The organism is Variovorax sp. P2_H12, assembly GCF_056403395.1.
On sequence record NZ_JBFUFO010000017.1, the window covers coordinates 65,935 to 85,310 of the forward strand.

The 19,376-nt window shown below is 64.4% G+C and carries 21 protein-coding genes and 1 pseudogene; 11 read left to right on the top strand and 11 right to left on the bottom strand.

Features of this window, described 5'->3' with window-relative positions:
• Positions 1-4: 4 nt before the first annotated feature.
• The 5 genes from AC1DYK_RS13960 to AC1DYK_RS13980 all read right to left on the bottom strand — a co-directional run bounded on the left by AC1DYK_RS13960 (position 5) and on the right by AC1DYK_RS13980 (position 5,328).
• Positions 5-1,039, bottom strand: coding sequence for a TRAP transporter substrate-binding protein (locus AC1DYK_RS13960; RefSeq protein WP_478166863.1), 1,035 nt, complete (start codon positions 1,037-1,039; stop codon positions 5-7).
• A gap of 83 nt (positions 1,040-1,122) precedes the next feature.
• Complete coding sequence (dgoD, locus tag AC1DYK_RS13965) at positions 1,123-2,271, bottom strand: galactonate dehydratase (protein WP_478166864.1); 1,149 nt, start codon at positions 2,269-2,271, stop codon at positions 1,123-1,125.
• 13 nt (positions 2,272-2,284) lie between these two features.
• Positions 2,285-3,532 (bottom strand): enolase C-terminal domain-like protein, encoded by a 1,248-nt coding sequence (locus AC1DYK_RS13970; RefSeq protein ID WP_478166865.1) that lies wholly within the window; start codon positions 3,530-3,532, stop codon positions 2,285-2,287.
• A gap of 25 nt (positions 3,533-3,557) precedes the next feature.
• Positions 3,558-4,526, bottom strand: coding sequence for a tripartite tricarboxylate transporter substrate binding protein (locus AC1DYK_RS13975; protein ID WP_478166866.1), 969 nt, complete (start codon positions 4,524-4,526; stop codon positions 3,558-3,560).
• A gap of 31 nt (positions 4,527-4,557) precedes the next feature.
• Positions 4,558-5,328 (bottom strand): SDR family oxidoreductase, encoded by a 771-nt coding sequence (locus AC1DYK_RS13980; protein WP_478166867.1) that lies wholly within the window; start codon positions 5,326-5,328, stop codon positions 4,558-4,560.
• Between the two features lie 173 nt (positions 5,329-5,501).
• Here AC1DYK_RS13980 and AC1DYK_RS13985 point away from each other — a divergent pair, with 173 nt between their 5' ends.
• Entirely contained in the window at positions 5,502-6,323 is an 822-nt protein-coding gene (locus AC1DYK_RS13985) for a GntR family transcriptional regulator (protein ID WP_478166868.1), read from the top strand.
• Between the two features lie 107 nt (positions 6,324-6,430).
• Positions 6,431-7,306: a DMT family transporter gene (locus AC1DYK_RS13990; RefSeq protein ID WP_478166869.1), complete on the top strand. Its 876-nt coding sequence runs from the start codon at positions 6,431-6,433 to the stop codon at positions 7,304-7,306.
• A 243-nt stretch (positions 7,307-7,549) separates the two neighbouring features.
• Here AC1DYK_RS13990 and AC1DYK_RS13995 read toward each other — a convergent pair whose 3' ends face one another.
• The gene (locus AC1DYK_RS13995; protein ID WP_478166870.1) at positions 7,550-8,557 is read right to left on the bottom strand and encodes a hypothetical protein; all 1,008 of its coding nucleotides are present in this window, start codon (positions 8,555-8,557) and stop codon (positions 7,550-7,552) included.
• A gap of 183 nt (positions 8,558-8,740) precedes the next feature.
• On the opposite strand from AC1DYK_RS13995, the gene AC1DYK_RS14000 reads away from it, so the two are divergent.
• The 7 genes and pseudogenes from AC1DYK_RS14000 to AC1DYK_RS14030 all read left to right on the top strand — a co-directional run bounded on the left by AC1DYK_RS14000 (position 8,741) and on the right by AC1DYK_RS14030 (position 11,823).
• Positions 8,741-8,917 carry a hypothetical protein gene (locus tag AC1DYK_RS14000; protein WP_478166871.1) on the top strand — a complete coding sequence of 59 codons (177 nt, stop codon included), beginning with the start codon at positions 8,741-8,743 and terminating at the stop codon, positions 8,915-8,917.
• Positions 8,918-8,957: 40 nt separating this feature from the next.
• Positions 8,958-9,185, top strand: a pseudogene (locus tag AC1DYK_RS14005) (IS30 family transposase); the annotation flags it as partial.
• A 70-nt stretch (positions 9,186-9,255) separates the two neighbouring features.
• The gene (locus tag AC1DYK_RS14010; protein ID WP_478166872.1) at positions 9,256-9,747 is read left to right on the top strand and encodes an N-acetyltransferase family protein; all 492 of its coding nucleotides are present in this window, start codon (positions 9,256-9,258) and stop codon (positions 9,745-9,747) included.
• Positions 9,748-9,843: 96 nt separating this feature from the next.
• Positions 9,844-10,341 carry a hypothetical protein gene (locus tag AC1DYK_RS14015; protein ID WP_478166873.1) on the top strand — a complete coding sequence of 166 codons (498 nt, stop codon included), beginning with the start codon at positions 9,844-9,846 and terminating at the stop codon, positions 10,339-10,341.
• A gap of 44 nt (positions 10,342-10,385) precedes the next feature.
• Positions 10,386-10,715 (top strand): hypothetical protein, encoded by a 330-nt coding sequence (locus tag AC1DYK_RS14020; protein WP_478166874.1) that lies wholly within the window; start codon positions 10,386-10,388, stop codon positions 10,713-10,715.
• A 32-nt stretch (positions 10,716-10,747) separates the two neighbouring features.
• On the top strand, positions 10,748-11,227 hold the full coding sequence (locus AC1DYK_RS14025) for a GNAT family N-acetyltransferase (RefSeq protein WP_478166875.1): 480 nt from the start codon (positions 10,748-10,750) through the stop codon (positions 11,225-11,227).
• A gap of 26 nt (positions 11,228-11,253) precedes the next feature.
• Entirely contained in the window at positions 11,254-11,823 is a 570-nt protein-coding gene (locus AC1DYK_RS14030) for a hypothetical protein (RefSeq protein ID WP_478166876.1), read from the top strand.
• Between the two features lie 345 nt (positions 11,824-12,168).
• On the opposite strand, the gene AC1DYK_RS14035 is transcribed toward AC1DYK_RS14030, so the two are convergent.
• From AC1DYK_RS14035 to AC1DYK_RS14050, 4 genes are all read right to left on the bottom strand, one after another.
• A complete protein-coding gene (locus AC1DYK_RS14035; RefSeq protein ID WP_478166920.1) occupies positions 12,169-12,774 on the bottom strand; it encodes an isochorismatase family protein in 606 nt (201 codons plus the stop codon).
• 64 nt (positions 12,775-12,838) lie between these two features.
• Positions 12,839-13,666: a pirin family protein gene (locus tag AC1DYK_RS14040; RefSeq protein ID WP_478166877.1), complete on the bottom strand. Its 828-nt coding sequence runs from the start codon at positions 13,664-13,666 to the stop codon at positions 12,839-12,841.
• A complete protein-coding gene (locus tag AC1DYK_RS14045; protein WP_478166878.1) occupies positions 13,663-14,769 on the bottom strand; it encodes an alkene reductase in 1,107 nt (368 codons plus the stop codon). The genes AC1DYK_RS14040 and AC1DYK_RS14045 overlap by 4 nt, the downstream gene beginning before the upstream one ends.
• Positions 14,770-14,818: 49 nt before the next feature.
• The gene (locus AC1DYK_RS14050; RefSeq protein WP_478166879.1) at positions 14,819-14,983 is read right to left on the bottom strand and encodes an SDR family NAD(P)-dependent oxidoreductase; all 165 of its coding nucleotides are present in this window, start codon (positions 14,981-14,983) and stop codon (positions 14,819-14,821) included.
• A gap of 105 nt (positions 14,984-15,088) precedes the next feature.
• On the opposite strand from AC1DYK_RS14050, the gene AC1DYK_RS14055 reads away from it, so the two are divergent.
• Positions 15,089-15,982 (top strand): LysR family transcriptional regulator, encoded by an 894-nt coding sequence (locus tag AC1DYK_RS14055; protein ID WP_478166880.1) that lies wholly within the window; start codon positions 15,089-15,091, stop codon positions 15,980-15,982.
• Positions 15,983-16,009: 27 nt separating this feature from the next.
• On the opposite strand, the gene AC1DYK_RS14060 is transcribed toward AC1DYK_RS14055, so the two are convergent.
• Positions 16,010-17,302: a flavin-containing monooxygenase gene (locus AC1DYK_RS14060; protein WP_478166881.1), complete on the bottom strand. Its 1,293-nt coding sequence runs from the start codon at positions 17,300-17,302 to the stop codon at positions 16,010-16,012.
• 365 nt (positions 17,303-17,667) lie between these two features.
• Between AC1DYK_RS14060 and AC1DYK_RS14065 the strand changes: the two genes are divergently transcribed.
• On the top strand, positions 17,668-19,362 hold the full coding sequence (locus AC1DYK_RS14065; RefSeq protein WP_478166882.1) for a SulP family inorganic anion transporter: 1,695 nt from the start codon (positions 17,668-17,670) through the stop codon (positions 19,360-19,362).
• Positions 19,363-19,376: the final 14 nt, after the last annotated feature.

The window sequence follows — 19,376 nt, forward strand, 5'->3', positions numbered from 1 at the left end:
GTGCTTACTTGCCGGCGGCTCGAGCCTTGGCAATCTCGTCGTAGAAGCCTTTGACGAAATCGTCGCCGATGATGGGCGAGTACTTGGCGACCACAGGCTTGACCTTCTCCTGCATGCGCGCGAGTTCGGCCGGGCTCATGGTGTTGACTGTCACGCCCGCTTCCTTGAACTTGGCGATCACATCGGCGTTGCCTTCATCGAGCAGCTTGCGTTGGTACAAGCCCGCCTCGACCGCCGCCTTCTGGATGCCCTCCTTGTCGGCCGGCGACAACGTGTCCCAGAACTTCTTTGACGCGACCAACGCGACCGGCGTGTAGACGTGGTTGGTCACCGAGATGTACTTCTGCACCTCCTGCATCTTGTTGGCGTACATGTGCAGCAGCGGATTTTCCTGGCCATCGAGCGCCTTGATCTCCAGGGCGGGGAAGACTTCGGCAAAGGCCATGGGGACCGCGTTGGCGCCAATGGTCTTCCAGGTCTCCAGCGCCACCGGGTTGGCCATCACGCGAACCTTCAGGCCGTTGACGTCCTCCACCTTGTTCACGCTGTGCTTGCTGTTGGACAGGTTGCGAAAGCCCATTCCGGTCCAGGTGAGACCCACCAGACCGCTCGGCTCGATCTTCTCGAAGATCTTCTTCGACGACGCGCCGTCGAGCACCGCGTAGACCTCGCGGTCGTTCTGGAACATGAAGGGCAGGTCCCATACCTGCACTTCCTTCACCCGCGTGGACAACGGCGCGAGCGTGCCGATATAGAACTCCTGGGTGCCGGCCTGCACGGCCTGGAGCTCTTTCTCGTCGCTCCCCAGCACGGCGCTGGAATAGGTCTGGATCTTGACGTTGCCCTTCGTGTAGGTGCTCGCCAGTTCGGCGAACTTCTTCATCGCCACCGCCTGCGGATGGCTGTCAGGCATCGCGTGGCCGAGCTTGGCCTTGACTTCGGCCAGGGCGGCCGTGGAACAACACATCGCGAGGGTCGCGACCGCGGCGAGGGCGATGCGGCGCCCGGTGTGGAAGGAAGTGCTTTGCTTGCTGCTCATGGTTTGTCTCCGCTGGTGAAATCGAGGTTGGAAGTCGAAGGGCATGGCGCCATTCGGCGAGGAAAGTCGTGCGGGTTGTGGAACTACCACTCCGCGACGCTGCCGTCCCGGTGCCGCCACACCGGGTTGCGCCAGTCGGGCGGGTGCTGGCTCGCGTGGATCACTCGCTCTTCGTCGATCTCCACGCCCAGTCCCGGCTTCGGGAGGGCCGCGATGCTGCCCTCGTGGATGCGGAAGTCGTCCTTGTTGATCACGTAGTCGAGCAGTTCCGCGCCGCGGTTGTAGTGAATGCCCATGCTTTGTTCCTGAAGGACGGCGTTGTGGGCGACGAAGTCGACCTGCAGGCAGGCCGCGAGCGCCACCGGGCCGAGCGGGCAATGCGGCGCGAAGGCCACGTCGTACGCTTCGGCCATCGCAGCGATCTTGTGGCATTCGGTGATGCCGCCAGCATGCGAGAGGTCGGGTTGCAGGATCGCGATGCCGCCCTCGGCCAGCACGCGCTTGAACTCGTAGCGCGAGTACATGCGCTCGCCGGCCGCGAGCGGGATCGAGGTCATGGCGGCGAGCCGCGGGTAGTGCTCGACCTGTTCGGCGAGCACCGGTTCTTCGACGAACAAGGGACGGAAGGGCTCCAGCGCCTGCAGCAATGGCTTGGCCATCGGCAAAGAGACTCGGCCGTGGAAGTCGACACCGAAATCCACCTGCATACCCAGGGCGTCGCGAACGCCCGCGATCTTGGCCATCGCCGCGTCGATGGCGCGTGGTGAATCGAGCAATGCCATCTCCTCGCAGCCGTTGAGCTTGAAGGTGTCGATGCCGCCCTCCAGCAGTCGCTGCATGTCCTGCACGATGTCGGCAGGCCGGTCGCCGCCGACCCAGCTGTAGACCTTCATCCGGTCGCGGACCTTGCCGCCGAGCAGTTCGTACACCGGAGCGCCGTGCGCCTTTCCCTTGATGTCCCATAACGCCTGGTCGATACCCGCGATGGCGCTCATGAGAATCGCGCCGCCGCGGTAGAAGTTGCCGCGGTACATGGTCTGCCAGAGATCGTTGATGCGGGCCGGATCCTTGCCGATGAGCAACTCGCCGAACTCGTGCACGGCGGTCTCGACCGTACGGGCGCGGCCCTCGATGACCGGCTCACCCCAGCCGCTGATGCCTTCGTCGGTCTCGATCTTCAGGAACATCCAGCGCGGCGCGACGCGGTAGGTTTGCAGGCGGGTGATCTTCATCGCAGCCTCGCAACTAGGGGGTTTGCAGCGTGCCGTCGGCCAGGCGGGTCTGTGTCCAGGTCGTCACCGTGTTCTCGCAGGGGTACTTCTTCGCCTCGGCTTCGTCGAGCTCGACCCCGAGGCCCGGCTTGTCGTTCGCGTAGACATGGCCGTCCCTGAATTCGGGCAGGCCCGGGAACACGTCGAGGAGGGCGCCGCGCGGGCCCTTGAGCTCCTGGATCACGAAGTTCGGCGGCTCGATACCCGACCATTCCTGCACGCCGAAGTTGCGGGCGGCGAGGTCGATGTGGATGTTGGCGGCGTGTCCGAGCGGAGACATGTCGCCGGGCCCGTGCCAGGCCGTCTTCACGCCGAACTGCTCGGCGAAGATCTGCAGCTTGCGTCCGGGCGTGATGCCGCCGATCTGGCTAAGGTGGACACGGATGTAGTCGATCAGCTGTTCGGTGATCAGGAACTTCCACTCCGCGGGGTTGTTGAACAGCTCGCCCTGGGCGAGGGGCGTCGTCGTCTTTTCCCGCAATTGACGGATCCAGGTGACCTCTTCGAGCGGGATCGCGTCCTCGAGGAAGAACAGGTCGAAGGGCTCAAGCTCGCAGGCCAGGCGGATCGCATCGACGGGCTTGAGGCGCTCGTGCACGTCATGGCACAGGGCGACTTCGAAGCCGAGCTTGCTCCGGATACCCTCGAAGAGCGCGATCGTCTCGCGCATGTACTTCTTGCCGTCGAGGTAGATGCCGGCCGCAGCGCCGCGCGGTGCGCCGGCCGGCGCGCGCCCGAAGCCACCGCCGCCGTAGCCGCCGCTCTGGCAGCGCACGTGCGTGATGCCCTGTTCGCGGTACTTCTGGATGTTGTCGCACAGCTCGCTCAGGCTGGCGCCATCGGCATGGCGGTAGATTGGTACGCCCTCGCGGCACTTGCCGCCGAAGAGTTGGTAGAGCGGCATGCCCGCCATCTTGCCCTTGAGGTCCCACAGCGCCATGTCGACGCCGGAGATCGCGTTGTTCTCGATCGGTCCGTTGCGCCAGTAGGCGTTCTGGTGCATGAGCTGCCAGAGTTCCTCGATGGCGGTCGCATCGCGGCCGACCAGCAGGGGGCGCAGGTACTCCTCGACAAGACACTGGACGGCGAGGTGCCGGTACGAAAAGGTCGCGCAGCCCAGACCGAAGAGGCCCGGCTGGTTGGTCTCCACTTTGACGACGACGAGGTTGATGCCTTCGGGCGCCGTGAGGATGACCTTCACGTCGGAAATGATGGTTGCCATGGTGCGTTTCGCTCGCTGTCGAGGGTCACTTCTGGATGCTGAGTCCGCCGAGGAGCTTCTTGAAGTAGTCCGACTGACCGTTCATGAAGGTCTGGAATTGCGGTCCGTCCATGTACGCCGGCTGAAGGTTGGCGCGCGTGAGTGCGTCGCGGAAGGCCGGATCCTCCGCGGTCTTGCCCGCGGCGTCGCGCAGAACCTGCACGGTCGCTGGCGGCGTGCCCAGCGGCACGCCGAGCCCCCGCCAGGTGCCGAGCACGAGATCCGTGCCCTTTTCCTTGAAGGTGGGCACCTTGTCGTACGGGGCGGCGAGACGGCGGTCGGCCATCGAGACGAGCACGCGGACCTTTCCGGCCGCGACGAAAGAGCCGATTTCCGCCGGGCTCACCGTGATGGCGTCGACGTGCCCGCCGACCAGTGCCATGACGCTCGGCGCCGCGCCCTGGTAGGGGACATGGTTGAACTTGACGCCAGTCTTCTCTTCGACCGCGGCTGCCGCGAGGTGCCAGATCGTGCCTGTTCCCGCGTTGCCCATGGTCAGGCTGCCCGGCTGCTTGCGCGCCTGCGCGAGCAGCTCGTCGATCGACTGGAGGGGCGAATCCGCGCGAACGGCGATCAGTCCGGGGTCGGCGTTGAGCCGCGCGATCGGGATGAAGTCCGCGGTCGTGACCTTCGTCATGTTGAGGTGCGGGATGATCGCGAGTTCCGAGATCAGCACGGCCACCTTGTAGCCGTCAGGCGTGGCACGCTGAACCTCGGTCATCGCGATGCCGCCGCTGGCGCCGGGCTTGTTGCTCACGACGATCGGTTGCGAGATGTACTTCTTGGCCGTGTCGGCGAACAGGCGCGTCATCACGTCGGTACCGCCGCCGGCCGACGACGGAACGATCATTTCGATGGGGCGGGTCGGATAGTCGGTGGCGGCAGCGGCCATTGCGGCGGGCAGGGCCGCCGCAGCGGCAAAGAATGCCGGCAGCGCGATGCGTAGCAGTTTCATGCGGGTCTCCAGTGGAATCCGGGGGAGCGGGCTACAGCACAGCGAGCATGCCGCCGTCGACGTAGAGGATCTGGCCGTTGACATAGTCCGATGCGGGGGACGCGAGGAAGATCGCGGTCCCCGCCAGTTCGTCCGGGCGGCCCCATCGGCGCGCCGGCGTGCGCGCCTTGACCCAGCCGTCGAAGGTCGGGTTCTGCAGGAGCGCGGTGTTCATTTCGGTGGCCATGTAGCCGGGCCCGATCGCATTGGCCTGGATGCCGTGCTCCGCCCATTCGGCGGTCATGGCGCGGGTCAGCATCTTGATGCCACCCTTTGCCGCGGTGTAAGGCCCCACGGTGGCGCGGGCGGCCTCGCTCGTGAGCGAGCCGATATTGATGATCTTGCCGCCGCGCTTGCGCTCGATCATGCGGCGCGCGGCTTCGCGGCCCACGAGGAACGCGCTCGTGAGATTGGTGCGCAGCACCTGGTCCCACTCAGTCAGCGAAAGCTCGACCAGAGGTTTGCGCAGCTGGATGCCCGCGTTGTTCACCAGGATGTCGATGGCAAGTCCCGCAGCGTCGAGACGGCTGAAGGCCTCGACGACCGCGGCCTCGTCTGTGACGTCGAAAGCGCTCGACTCGACCTGATTGCCTTTTGCACGCAGCGCTTCGCAAGCCTGGGCCAGACGCTCGGGATCGACGCCGTTGAGCACGACCCTGGCGCCCGCCTGCGCCAAGGCCTCCGCAATCGCGTGGCCCAGCCCTCGCGATGAGCCGGTTACCAGCGCGGTGCGACCAGAAAGATCAAAGAGAGGGTGAGACATGGGGTGGCATCCAGACTGAGAATGAAATGAAGAATACTGTGATATTTCACGATATTCCTACGTGTTTACCCTGCGATCTTCAAGGGGCGGGCGGTGGTCGTATATTGCCGAGTTCCCCTCGTAAATGTGACGGCGATCGATGCGCGTCAGTGATGTATCAAGGTATGCTCAGCATGATCAGTTCACCCGCAGGCAAACAAGTGATGGCGACCTCTTCAACCACCCGCGCACGGCGCGGACGCGCCCAACCTGACGACTCGGCGTCGCCGCGACCGCATGGCCAGATCAATCTGTCCGAGCTGGCTTACGAACGCCTGGAGGAATTGCTCGTGTGTTGCGAACTACGCCCCGGGCGCTTCCTCGCGACGCATGAGCTGCAGTCGATGGTCGGATACGGCCGCACGCCGGTGCTGCAAGCCGTCAATCGGCTCGCGGCCGACACGCTGGTGGCGGTCACGCCGCGGCACGGCCTGCAGATCGCGCCGGTCGACCTGACGCGCGAGCGCGTCCTGTTGCGACTTCGCCGCGACATGGAGCGCTTCGTGATCCGGCTGGCCACGGAGCGCTCGGGCGCCTCGCAGCGTAACCAGATGCTGCACCTCAAACGTCAACTGATCGAGCATCGCGCTGAATTGAGCCTCGACCAGTTCAACCTCGTAGACCGTCGCATTGACAAGCTTCTGCTTGCCTCGGCGGGTGAGCCGTTTGTCGAGAGCACGTTGCGCCCCCTCCATACGATCTTCCGTCGCCTTGGATGGATCTATCACATGCAGACAAATCGAGGCGTCGACCTGTCCGATACGATCGATGGTCACATCGCCGTCATCGATGCTGTTGCGGATGGCAAGGCCGACGCCGCCATCGCTGCTTCCGATCACCTGATGGATTTCGTCGAAGGCATGTTCGACGTGCTCGAACGCGAGGTCGACCCGTCCTTGCTCGATTGCAGCTTGGAAAGACTCGACGAGAATTTCAATCAGTTGGCGAGCCAGTGAGCGATGGGCCATCTTCGCCGGTTGATCAGGACAGGATCCCCATCGTTTCGCGGCCGCAATCAGTGACGCCGCCATCTGGACGGCACTCACCCGACCACGGCAACCGCTTGTCGGCCTTGCTGCTTTTCGTCACCGCGCTCTGGGGCTTGAACATGACGGCGATGAAGACCATCGCCTCCTACTTCGACCCGGCTGTGATGGCGACGGAGCGCGCAGCCATCGCCGCGACGTTCTTCGGCCTGATGCTCTGGCGCCAGCGCCACACGCTGCGGCGCGCGCGAATGACCGGGCGCCAGCTTGTCACCGTCCTGGCCTGCGCCGTGCTCATGGTCTACGCCAACCAGATACTCATTGCTGGCGGTCTGGTGAGGACCACTGCCACGAACGCTTCGGTGGCGATCGCGCTGAGCCCGCTGGTGTCGTCGCTGATGGCCGCTCTGATCCTGCGCGAGCGCCTTGGCTTGGTTCGCCTCGCGGGTGTGGCGCTCGGGTTCGGCGGGGTCCTCATCGTCGTGCTGCATTCCTCCGGCGCTCGGCTGGCGGGCGCTGGATTCGGTGATGCCATGGTCGTGGCATCGGTCGTGACCTTCGCGATCGGCGGCGTTCTGATCCAGAGGCTCGCAAGAGAGACCGATGCGCTCTACGCGAGCGCCATGATCTATGCATGCGGCACCTTGATGCTGGCGCTGCACACGATGGCTGTCGGCGCGGCACCCGACCTCGGCGACTGGTTGCCAGGCTTCTGGCCCCTGATGCTGGTGTTGTTCTCGGCGTTGATCGCAACGGCGTTCGGGAATCTCGCCTGGAACCACGCCATCGTGAAGATCGGGGTCGCGCGCGTCTCGCTATGGTTCTACTGGGTGCCCGTTTTCGGCGTGGGCTTTGCCGCGCTGTTGCTTGGCGAGACGCTGACCATCTGGCACGGTGTGGGTCTCCTGGTCGTGATCGTCGGGACTGCGCTGGGTACGTACAGCCGCGCCTGAAGCGCTCAGGTCGAGGCAGTGCTCGTCACGGGGATGACCAATTGGAGACCGTGCTGGCGATCGAGCTTCGGGCATTACAGCGTGCCGCCCACTTCATCATGAGCCGGGCAGAGGGCTGGCCGGTCGAGCAACCGATCGTGGACATCGGGTGGTCCTGGCCGACTACGGCTGTAGGCACGCGCGCAGTCTATGACTGCTTACGCTGCCGAGCCGCTGTCCAGCAACCGATAGCGACCATCATGTCTAGAACCGCACCCCGAGCCCGGCCTGGATCAGGTCGGCGTCGTGGTCGTATCGTGTCGCAAAGCGATTCCATGTCACGCGCGCCACCCACCGCTTGCCGAACTTGTAGCTCGCCGAGACCGAGACAAGGGCGGACACCCGGCCGTCGCCGGTGCGATCCGTAGGAATGTTGTCCTGGGTGACGGCGACGTAAGGGCCCACGCCTGCAGACAATGCAAACCGATCGTCGAAGAAGGCGTTGGTTGCCCAGATCTGTGCCGCGATGCCGTAGCGCCGCGCCTGGAACTGGCCGCTTTCGTGCATGAGCGACGCGCTCACGTCGACATAGCGGCCAAGCCCGTGTCGATACTCTAGGGTTTCGGCAGGAGACGAATCCGATTTGTCGCTGTTCTGGATCGAAGCGCCGAGCATCAGGGTGAGTTCATTGCCAGTGACATTCGAATCTCGCACGACCGGGCGCTCGCGCGGACCCGACTGCTCCGAGCCCTCCAACTGATAGCCGACGCCGAACAGGAGCGCCGTCGTGTCCGGACCGCCGTTGACTTTCACGCGATTCAGCTCGATCTGTCCGATCCAGCGGCTGTCGAAGTAGTAGGCGGCGCGCAGGCTCAGGAGCGCGCCCCAGCCGTGGGCATTGACAAAGGCGCCGTCGGCGCGGCCGGTGACCGTGTCGAAGTACCGGTACGGGCCCACGCCGGCCGACAACTCCCATCGGTCCAGAAGCGGAAGACGTCCCCAGATCTGAAGTGCCTGCCCGTCGCGGTGATGGTTCGGGAGGTGTCCTTCGTTGAGCCACGAGAAGCTCCAGGCCGCGTAGGTCCCGAGACCCGACCGATAGGTGCCCTCCCACGAATAGGTGCTTTCGCCACTGCTCCTGAGCGAACCCGCAAGGAGCGACAACTCCTGCGCTCTGCCGACAACCGCGAAAGTGACGCAAATGGTCGCGACGACGAAAGTTCTGACAAACGAAGCCCGAAGGGGTCGAGTGTGGATTTTCGAAGCTGTCATGGACGTTTCGACGGGTCCCGAACGCTCAGGCCGATGGACGGCCAGAGGATACCGCCTTTCGCCGCAAACGGCCGAACATGTGCTCCGGACTGATTGCGTTCAAGCGTCGAACGCGAGCGGCAAGAATGGGCCGACTGCGGGCGGTCAATGTTGATAGCGTGCGTTCAGGAGCGATCATTGCACTTGGCTCCGCCCTTCATGATGCTGGTGCACCACGACGACGCCGCGCGCGAATACGACACGGACTCGACGATGAGCGTCTTTTCGGACGCCCTGATGGCTCTGGCGAAACAGCGCAATTGGTGGGTTGCAAGCATGAAGAACGACTGGAATCGCCTCTTCGCGTGGCAGCCGGAATGACCCGGTCCGAGAGTCGACCTCTCAGATGGGGCCAGATCAGACCGACATCCAGGTCTGCTTCTGCGATCCGCAGAATCCCTGGCAGCGCGGAAGCAACGAGAATACGAACGGCCTGCTGAGGCAGTACCTTCCCGAGGGAATCGATGTCTCGACCTACTCGCAGGCCAAGCTGAATGCAGTTGCGAGAAGGTTGAACGAGCGGCCAAGGAAGACTCTCGCCTTCCGGACGCCGGCCGAGATGTTCAGCCAACTTGTTGCATGGACCGGTCGAATCCGCAGCCAACACCGGATCTGCCCTCGGGCACTCATTGAACGACGTCAACCTCTCTTCGCTAGTCATGAACATCCAGGAAGCGCGCCCCTCCGATGCACCGATGATTGCCTCCGTTTTGCAAGAGGCGGCGCAGTGGCTCGTCAGCGACGGAAGAGCGCTCTGGTCGGCAGACGAGACTAGCCACGAACGCGTTCTGCGAGACACAAGCGCTGGACTCTTCCACGTCGCCCGTGACGGCGACCAACTGGCTGGCGTCATGAAGTTCGAACTGGAGGACGCCTATTTTTGGCCCGAGATTCTGCCGGGCACCTCGGCCTTCGTTCACAAGCTCGCCGTACGCCGAGCGTGGGCGAAGAAGGGAGTCTCGACCGAGCTGCTGTCATATGCTCGAACTCGAGCTCAACAGTCTGGACGTGCTCACCTTCGCCTGGACTGCGTCGCGGACCGCCAAGGGCTGCGAAATCTCTATGAAGGCTTCGGCTTCGCCCTGCACAGCGTCGTCCAGATAGGGGCCTCCTCGTTTGCACGGTATGAACTCCAGACGGCCACACCGTAGGAACGCGAAGGCGCCGACCGGCTACAGTCGGCCAAGACCGGACCTCCAGCCGAGGTAGCCAGTGCGACCTGCATGGCTCTTCAAGGACCGCAGAAGATGAGCCTCTCGGAGAAGGCAACGATGTTTGAGTATCGAGTTACCAAGTACAACCCGGCCGTTCGCAGCGAAGGAGGACGGTACACCGAATGGACCTCCATCAGCGATGTTGGGGCCACCTTTGACGGGCAGGTGCTGACTCAATCGGCCTATGAGGAAGTCGAGGCGGCGTACATCGGGGTCGCCACAGCGTTCCTTCGGGAAGCGGAAGCCGCTTCCGTGTCAATCCGAGGCCTGGAGGACCGAAAGGACAAGGGGGCATCCTATGCGGAAGGAGATGCCCTCGCTCCGATGGACGCCAGGGCAATCATGGCCCAGGTCCTCCGCGAGGAGCTCTGGTGCAGGCTCGAAGGGGATAGGGGGTTCGTCCATTTTGGATTGGACTATTACATGTACGTCGGGGTCGCATCGGCTTGTCCGGAGGCACAGCGTCTGGCGGCGCAGCTTGGCTTGTTCGTTGAAGAAATGCGGTCGCCGTACCACCCCGAGGACGAATAGCAGCCACCTGGTACCGTTGTGCGATGACCGACACAAACCGTTCCTTGTCCGCCTCCGAGCACGCGCTGGCGCGTTGGATGCTGGAGAACGGCACTCCCGAGGCTCTCGCATTTCTCGAGCAGCTCGAGGGTGCCGAAGTTACGTCGTGGCGCTGTCCATGCGGCTGCGCAAGCATCAACTTCCATGTCAGGGGCCGCGCGCCGGCGCCGCCGGGAGTGCATATCCTCGGAGACTTCGTTTGCGGTCCTTTGGACGCACCAGCAGGTGCGTTCATCTACGAGAGTGGAGGAACGCTCGGCGGCATCGAGGTTTACTCGCTTGCGAGCGACGCGCCGTCTTTGCTGCCCGCCGCCCCGCTGCGCCCGTTCGGATAGAGTTCTTCCGGCCAGAAGCCGCCGAGGACCTCATGGATATCCAAGTTAGACCCGCGACGGTAGACGACGCAACCGCCGCTTGCAGTGTCATTCGAAGCTCGATACTCGAGTGCTGCAGCGACGACCACCGCGGCGATGCCACGGTGCTTGAAGGGTGGCTGAGAAACAAGACGCCTGACTTCGTGCGAATGCTCGTCTTAGCACCAACCGCGTTTTCGGTCGTCGCCATCGTTAACGAGGCGGTGGTGGGGTTCGGCTCTGCGTTGCGGACCGGTGAGGTGACGCTTTGCTATGTCGCCCCGTCTGTGCGCTTTACCGGCGCGGGCAAGGCGCTACTCGCAGCTATCGAGCACCACGCAGCTCGGTCGGGCATCAAGGCCCTGCGCCTGGAAAGCACGCGCACGGCGCGGGCGTTCTATCTCCGCAACGGATTCGTGCCGGAGGGCCCTCCGGTTTCTGCGTTTGGCATCGAGGGCCATCCCATGCGAAAGCAGCTCAGTCCGATGGGCTAAGGCGCGTTGGCGGCGGTGGGAGATGGGTGATAGAAGCGCTTAAGCCGACCGGTTCTGATTTTTGGGAAGATCGCTGGGAAGTCGGCGATCGGGAACGCAAAGATCGGAAAATATGGCAAGTCACGTACGCTCGGATTGCTAGCAATGCGCCCACCTTCGATCGCCCAATGATCGATATGTCCACACTGAAGCGGCGCCTAGCGAACACGTTGGAGCAAATAGGAGACTTCGCACGCAAGCAAAAAATGGAGCACTTTGCCTCGGCGTTTGATGCTGGATTGGCGCAGCTCAACTCGGAATGCCCTGGGAAAGACCTGTACCACACAGATCTCGCGCCAAATGGTGTACTCCCGATTGATGCGGTCCAGCTACTTGGAGCAGTCCAGGCAGCGTGGGTGTTCGGAGGCATGGGCTCTTGGAACGATGTCGGATTCGAGGGAGACGACCAGATTCTCTATGAACATCTCTCCGAAAATCTTTTTCTATCACTCAACGAAGCCATAGTCGCTGCTGCAAACGCAAACGAGGGGGCAGGCGCAGGCCCTCCATCAAGCCCGCAGGACCGTTCGAGGCCGTGGTGGAAGTTGTGGGGCTGAACGGATTCCGTCCGTGCCGGCGAACGACCGCTTTCACGAGACCGCTGCGTCCGCTCAGGGCAGAGGTTGTGTGTAGACGGCCTTTGATTTGCGAGTATGCCGAACACGCGGCCTTGTGGTCGTCGTCGGCGCCACGGAGTGTCATCCACTGGTCTCATCGCTCGAGCGCAGGGTTACGTCTGTCGCCAGTGCGCTGCATGAGGCGAAAGGGCATTGAAGGGGCCTACGCCCCCATCATCCTCAACGCCTTCATCGTTCTGGCAATACCCAAGATCGCGATCACCAACTTCAGGTTGTAAGCCAGCACATGCAGGCTCATGGCTTCGGCCCGCAGTTGCTGGCGACTCAGGCGATGCCAGCACCCAGCGCCGGGAAGACGTCGGAGAACAGCAGCCCGATGAGCTGCTGGCCGGCGGGCGTGGACCAGTCCTGCGCGATTTCTGCCATCAGCGTGTTCGTCGCCGTCAGCACGACGCCGGCATCATGCATGCGCTGGCGCGAGAACTCTTCGCTCAAATCGCTCGGCGAGCCCGAGGCATCCATCACGGCCTGCACGCCGAAGCCTTCCTTCGCGGCATCGATGGCCGGGAAGATGAGACAGACGTCGGTGGTCACGCCAGCCATGATGAGGTTCCTGCGTCCGGTCGCGAGCACGGCCTTTTTGAAGTCAGGGTAGGCCCAGGCGTTCACCACGCCCGGACGCTTGACGCGTGCCGCATGCGCTTCCGGCAGGATTTGCGCAATCTCCGGCAGGATGGGGCCCTGCGCCCGGTCTTCCTGGCTGGACGTGATGATGACCGGCATATTCAGGATCTTCGCCATCTTGGCCAAGGCAATCGACTGCTTGGCAGCAAGGTCCTTGTCGATGTTCTTGATGAGCTGCATGGTGCCGACCTGGTGGTCGATGAGCAGCAAGGCAGAGTTCTCGGCGGTGAATTGTTCAGATTTCATGATGTCGCTCTTAGGTTGTGGATGGGGCGGATGGGACCCGTGCCCCGACAGTGTGTGGCTGCCCTTACAGGCTTCCCATATCGCCACGGTGATAGGCGGCCGTCGCAGCGGCCAGGTTGTCTGGGCTTGCGAAGGCCATCGGGCCATTCGACAGGACGGGTTGGTGCAGCGGTTTGCCGATGAAGACGGCGACCTTGGCGCCGCCCGCCTTGGCCACGAGCCTGTGCGTCGACGCATCGGCACCAGTCGGCAGGATGGGCGCGCCCAGGTCGTCCAGGCCGAAGCTCTGGCCATCGATTTCGGCGCTGCCGAACACCGGCATGAAGAAGGCGCGTCGCCCCGCTGGGACGGGCACCTCGAGTTCGGCGTTTTCCTCCAGCGTGACGTCCAGCAAGGTGACGTCGGTCGGCGGTGCCAACGGCGAGCGGGCGCCACCGAAGCTGCCCAGGGGCACGCGCACCCGTGCTCCGGGGCGTTGCACAACGGGCACGTCCTGCGGCCGCAAGGTCAATGCGAACGGTGCCTCGGTCTGGCGGCTTTCGGGCAGGTTCACGAAGATCTGCAGCAGGTGCGTCGTGCGCCCCAGCACCGCCGGATTCTCTTCATGCACCACGCCGCGCCCTGCGGCCGTCCAGTGCAAGCCACCAGGCTCAATCAAGGTCTTGTGACCCCGCGAATCGCGGTTCGCAATGCCCGTCTCCGAATCGAGGAACAGGTAGGTCACTGCAGAGAATCCCGCATGCGGATGCGGCGGGAACGTGGGTGCGCTCATCCAGGCGTGGTCGATGCCCATGAAGGGATCGAGCTGCGCGGGGTCAGAACCGTGCAGGCGGTAGGCGCGGAACTGCGTTCCCCGATTGGCGCGCTGCATGCGGGCGATGGTGGCGGTCATGCATAGGCTCCTCGCGGCGTCAAGCCACTTCGATCGACCTCGGCAGGGACCAGCGCTGGGTAATCAATGTAGCCCTTGGCGGTCGGCGGTGCGAAGAAGGTGGCGCGGTCCGGCGCGTTGAGCTCGGCGCCCACGCGGAAGCGTTCCGGCAGGTCCGGATTGGCGAGGAAGGGCGCACCGAACACAGCGGCATCGGCCTTGTTGGCCTTGAGCAGCGTCTCGGCGGCCTCCTGCGTGAGGCCGCTGCCAATCAGGTACGCGCCGTCGAACCGTGGACGCAGCAGCGCGTGGTAGTCGACCTTGGGTGTCCCGAACAGGGCCACGTGCAGGTAGGCCAGGCCCCAACCCTTCAGCTTGTCGACCAGGTAGGTGTAGGTCTCTTGCGGAGCAGCATCGGTGATGCTGTTGTAGTTCATCTCCGGCGAAATCTTGATGCCAACGCGGTCGGCACCTGCTTCAGCGGCCATGGCGTCCACGACATCCAGGACGAAGCGAGCACGGTTCTCGACCGGGCCACCGTACAGGTCCTGCCGCTGGTTGCTTCCGGACGATAGGAACTGTTCGGGCAAGTACCCCGACGCCGCGTGCAGTTCGACACCATCGAAGCCGGCTTCGATGGCGCGCCGCGTTGCTTGCTGGTAGTCGCCGATGACGCCCGCAATCTCCTTGAGGCTCAGTTCACGCGGTGCCACGAAGTCAACCTGGCCCAAGGGGGTCCAGGCCTGTCCTTCGGGCTTGATGGCAGAAGGGGCCACAGGGGTGGCGCCGTTCAGCAGCGAGGGGTGCGAGACCCGGCCGCAGTGCATGACCTGCATGAAGATGCGGCCGCCGCGAGCGTGCACGGCCTCGGTCACCTTCTTCCACGCTGCGACCTGTGCCTCGGTCTCGATGCCTGGCGTGTTCACGTAGCCCTTGCCCATGGCAGAGGGGAAGACACCCTCGCTGATGATGAGCCCGGCACTGGCGCGCTGCGCGTAGCACGCGACAGTCATGTCGCCGACGACACCGTCGTCGCTCGCACGGGAGCGCGTCATCGGCGCCATGACGACACGGTTCGGGGCGACGAGGCGGCCGATGCGCACGGGGGTGAGAACTTGCTTCATGGTCAATCCTTCAATCTGGGGGTGGTTGGACGCAAAGGGGTTCGGCGGCTCACAGGCGGAATTTGCGGCCAGCGGCTTCGACGAGCGCCTTTGTGGCCGATGCCTCGACGACATCGGCGACGGCAATGTCGAAGCCGGCAGCGGCCAGCCGCTGGGCGAAGGCCTCGCCCATGCCGTTGGCGGCGCCGATGACAACTGCAGTGCCTTTGGACATTGAATCTCTCCTGTTTGGAATGCGATGTGGCGATGTTCGTTTATTCCTCTATGGAGATAAACACGTTAAATTGGCAAACATTGGTTCAAAAATGGAGCAATCACATTGGAGCTGTTGAACGACATGGCGCTGTTCGTGGAAGTGGCCCGCGCCCGCAGTTTCCGGGGGGCCGCCGATGCGTTCGGGGTGCCCAATTCCACGCTGTCGCGCCGCATCAGCGCGCTGGAGAAGGCCATCGGCTTGCGGCTGCTCCACCGCACGACGCGCAAGGTCGAACTGACGGAGGCCGGCCAGGTCTACTACGAGCGCTGCCGGCGCATCGTGGACGAGGCCCGCATCGCCCATGAGCAGTTGGGAGAGATGCTGGCTCAACCCAGCGGCGTGCTGCGCGCCTCGCTACCGGTGGACTTCGCGACCATCTACATGGCGCCCCTGGTGGCGGAATTTGCGCGACGCTATCCCGGCATCGCCTTCGACTTCGACCTGACGCCGAGGCGCGTGGACCTGGTCTCCGAACCCTTCGATGTGGCCATCCGCATGGGCGAACTCAGCGACTCGAACTTGATTGCTCGGCTTCTGGCGCGTTTGTCGGTCCACGCCTATGCCTCGCCCGGCTACCTGAAGGTCGCGGGCGTGCCTGGTCATCCGTCGGAACTGTCTCGGCACGAGTGCCTCGGGTTCGCGAAGGCAGCGACATGGGAACTGCACCGCGGCGCCGAATCCGTCCAGGTCGAGGTCGGCGGGCGCTTTCTGGTCAACAGCGTCGGCATGTTCCGTCGATTGGCCACCCTGGACCTGGGTGTCGTACTTCTGCCTGTTGAAATCGTGGCCGATGACGTGGCCGCAGGTCGCCTGAAGAGGGTGCTGGCGGAATGGGAGGGCAAGTCGACGCCGGTCTACGCGTTGACGGAGACACGGTTGTTGCCTGCCAAGGTGCAGCGCTTCATCGAGTTCCTGCAAGAGCGCCTTGGCCAGCGCGACGAAGCTGCGCAGGCTTGAACCGGTGCCGGGCTCCGCGCGGCGACCTCAGAGCAATGGGTACGGCTGGTCGTCCGGAGCGCCCAGCGCCAAGTCGCGATAAAAGTCCCAGCCCCGCTCTCCGGCGTACGTGCCGGAGTCCCGTTCGGCGAGGTAGCGCGCGATGTCGAAGTGGTTGAGCCTGCCGGCGACCGGCGCCATGTCCAACTGCGCCGTGCCGCGGATGTGCGACATGACGGATCGCGCCATCAGCATGAAGGCCCACGGCGCGGAACCGATGCCATCCAAGCCGACGCCCGGGAAATACAGATCGGGCGCATCCAGGCTGCGGAACATGCACGCGCAGCGCGAGGCCAGTTCGTCGACGGTGCAGATGCGTGCAATGCGCGGCTCTTCGAAGTACGAGAGGTCGGTCTGGTAGCCCGTGCCCCACAGGAGAACATCCACCGCGAGGCGCGTGCCGTCCGACAGCGTCACGTCGCGCCCCTCGACGGTCTCGACGCTGCCCGGATGCCGCTCCAGCTCGCCGAAGCTGGCCAGCATGCGAGCGCGGCCGGGAATGAGTTGGTCTTGCCGCACATCCAGCGGCCTTTCAGGCTGGATCGACTGGATGCCGAACTTTTCATAGCGGCTCTCCAGGTCGGCGCCGATCATCGCGTTCTGCTGCGCGACGGTCATGCCGTTCACTTGCATCTTCGCGTACGGCCGCACGCTGCCGGCGATGATCTTCGGCTTGCCGGTCGGGGTGAACCAGCGCAAGCCCCGGTACGCCCAGACGATCCGGCGCGCCTTGTACTCGAGGCACAGGTCGAGCAAGTCGAAGGCCGAGGCCCCGCCGCCGACCACGAGCACCTCGCGCCCGGTCAGTTCGGCCGGATCGCGCAGGGCGCTGGAATGCAGTTCTCGCACCGCGCTTTCGCGACGCGGCACATCGGGAATCACAGGCGTGTTGTGGCCACCGGTGGCCGCCACCAGATGACGGGCGCGCACCGTGCCTTCTCTCGCATCGAGTTCCCAGCACGTGCCGGTGTAACGCGCGCGAGACACCGGGGTGTCGAGCCGGATGCGATCAGCGAGGCCGAAGCGCTCGACCCATGCCTCGATGTTGGCGACGATGTGCGGCTGCTTCGGGCCAGCCAGCGGCAGATCGCCGACGGTCCAGTCGGCCGGGCTGATCTGGATGTCCTGCCACTGCGGAAGCTGGCGCCACAACCCACCGACGCCGTCCTGCTTTTCGAGCAGCAGCGCATCGAGGCCCGATTGTCGCGCGTAGTGCAGGTGGATGACGCCGGCGACACCTCCGCCCACGATGGCCAGATCGAGCAACGGGGTGGCTTGCATGGGTGCTCCTTCTCATTGCCCAAGGGCGCTGTGCACGCAGGGAGATTGCCTGGCAGATGGGTGGGGCGATGATGCGCTTGATGTTCCGGGGGCGGCAATAGCGCGGCATGAGATCGACCGAGCGCTGAACCCGTACCCGCATTCCGCTGCGCAATTGATACGTTGTTGGCTGCGGCGCTCATGAAGAATATGCTGCGGTTGCGCAGTCCCGACCAGGTGGTGTCGGACGGATCGCGCACCGCACAGGGAGGACAACGTGATCGGGATGGAGAAACCAGCTTTGCCACGATGCATTCGGACTCGCAATCCTTGCATGCAGGGTGCTTGGCGCCGGCTCGGCCAGGGACCGGGCTAGCGGCGGCGCCATGCGAACCTGGTTCTTCACGACGCTGCGCGGCTATCGGATCGAAGGGTTGCCGGGCGACCTCGTCGCTGGACTGATGCTGGCAGCCATCGCCATCCCCGGGCAACTCGCCACTGCCCGGCTCGCGGGGATGCCGCCGCAGACGGGGCTCTATGCGTTTGCCGCCGGCTCCATCGCATTCGCCGTATTCGGAGCCAACCGCTTCATGTCGGTCGCAGCGGACTCGACGATTGCGCCCATCTTTGCCGGCGGCCTGGCCTCGATCGCCACTGTCAGCGCCGTCCCGTATCCGCAGCTGGCTGCGCTGCTCGCCCTGATGGTCGGCTTCGTTCTCGTCGCCGTGGGCCTGTTCAGGGCTGGCTGGCTTGCGACGCTGCTGTCGATCCCGGTGACGACCGGTTTCCTGGCCGGTATCTCGGTCCATATCATCGTCGGCGAGCTGCCCACCCTGTTTGGGGTTCCTGGCGAGCAGGGGCATCTGCTCGCGCGCCTCGTCGCCGTCCTGGGCCGGTTCGGGGAGGCCAATCCCTATGCGCTCGGATTGGGCGCTGGGGTCCTGATCGTGACGCTGGTCGCGTCGCGCATCAGCCCCCGTATCCCGGGGGCCCTGATCGGACTGGTCGTGGCGGGCATCGCCGTGGCCTGGTTCCACCTTGGCGCCCGCGGCGTCAGCCTGCTCGGCGCCTTGTCGGTGCCGCTGCCGCACGTCGCCTTGCCGACGCTGCCGGACGTCGAGGCGTTCGGCCGCATGGTGCAGCTGGCGCTGGTGGTGGCGGTGGTCTGCATCATGCAGACGGCAGCGGTGGCCAGCACGTTTCCATCCGATGAGGGGAAGTCGGACGATGTCAGCCGCGACTTCGGGGCTGTCGGCGCGGGCAACGTCGTGGCCGGGATGATCGGCGCCTTCGCCGTTGACGCAAGCCCGCCGAGCACCGCGATCGTGCGCGAGTCGGGCGGGCGATCGCAGATCTCGTCGCTGACGGCCGTCGGCCTGATGATCGCTCTGGCGGCGCTGGCGTCGGGTCTGATGGCCTACGTGCCCCACGCAGCGCTCTCCGGCATCCTGGTCTACATCGCCCTGCGCATCTTCCGTGTCGACCAGATGATCCGGATCTATCGCCGCGGCGGACTCGAGATCCTGTTGGTGGCAGCAAGCGCCGGGCTCGTGATTGCCCTGCCGATCGAGACCGGCATGCTGCTCGCCATCGTGATGTCCTTCGTGCACAGCCTGTACATCGTCGCGCGGCCCTACTGCGTCGAACTGGCCCGGGTGCCGGGAAGCACCGTGTGGTGGCCTCCTGCCCCGGGCGCGCCTTTCGAGCGGGAGGCCGGGGTTCTCGTTTTCGCTCCCGGCGCGCCGCTCAACTTCAGCAACGCCGAGCGCATCTGCACCGAACTGAAGTCGGCCATCGCCAGGCAGCGCCTGCCCGTGAATCTGCTGATCATCGAGGCCAACGGCATCATCGACATCGATTACACGGGTTCGCAGGTCCTGCTGCGCGCGATCACCGAACTTGTGGCTGCTGACATCGTCGTCGCCATCGCCAGGCTGTCGGTCGGGCGGGCGCAAGCGCAGGCTCGACGAACGGGCCTGATAGAAGCGATCGGTCCAGACCGTGTGTTCAAGTCGGTCGAGGAGGCAGTGCTCAAGCTGGCTCGGCGTGCGCAGAGCTTGAGCGGCGAATCGCCGGAATGAAAAGACGGTTTCGT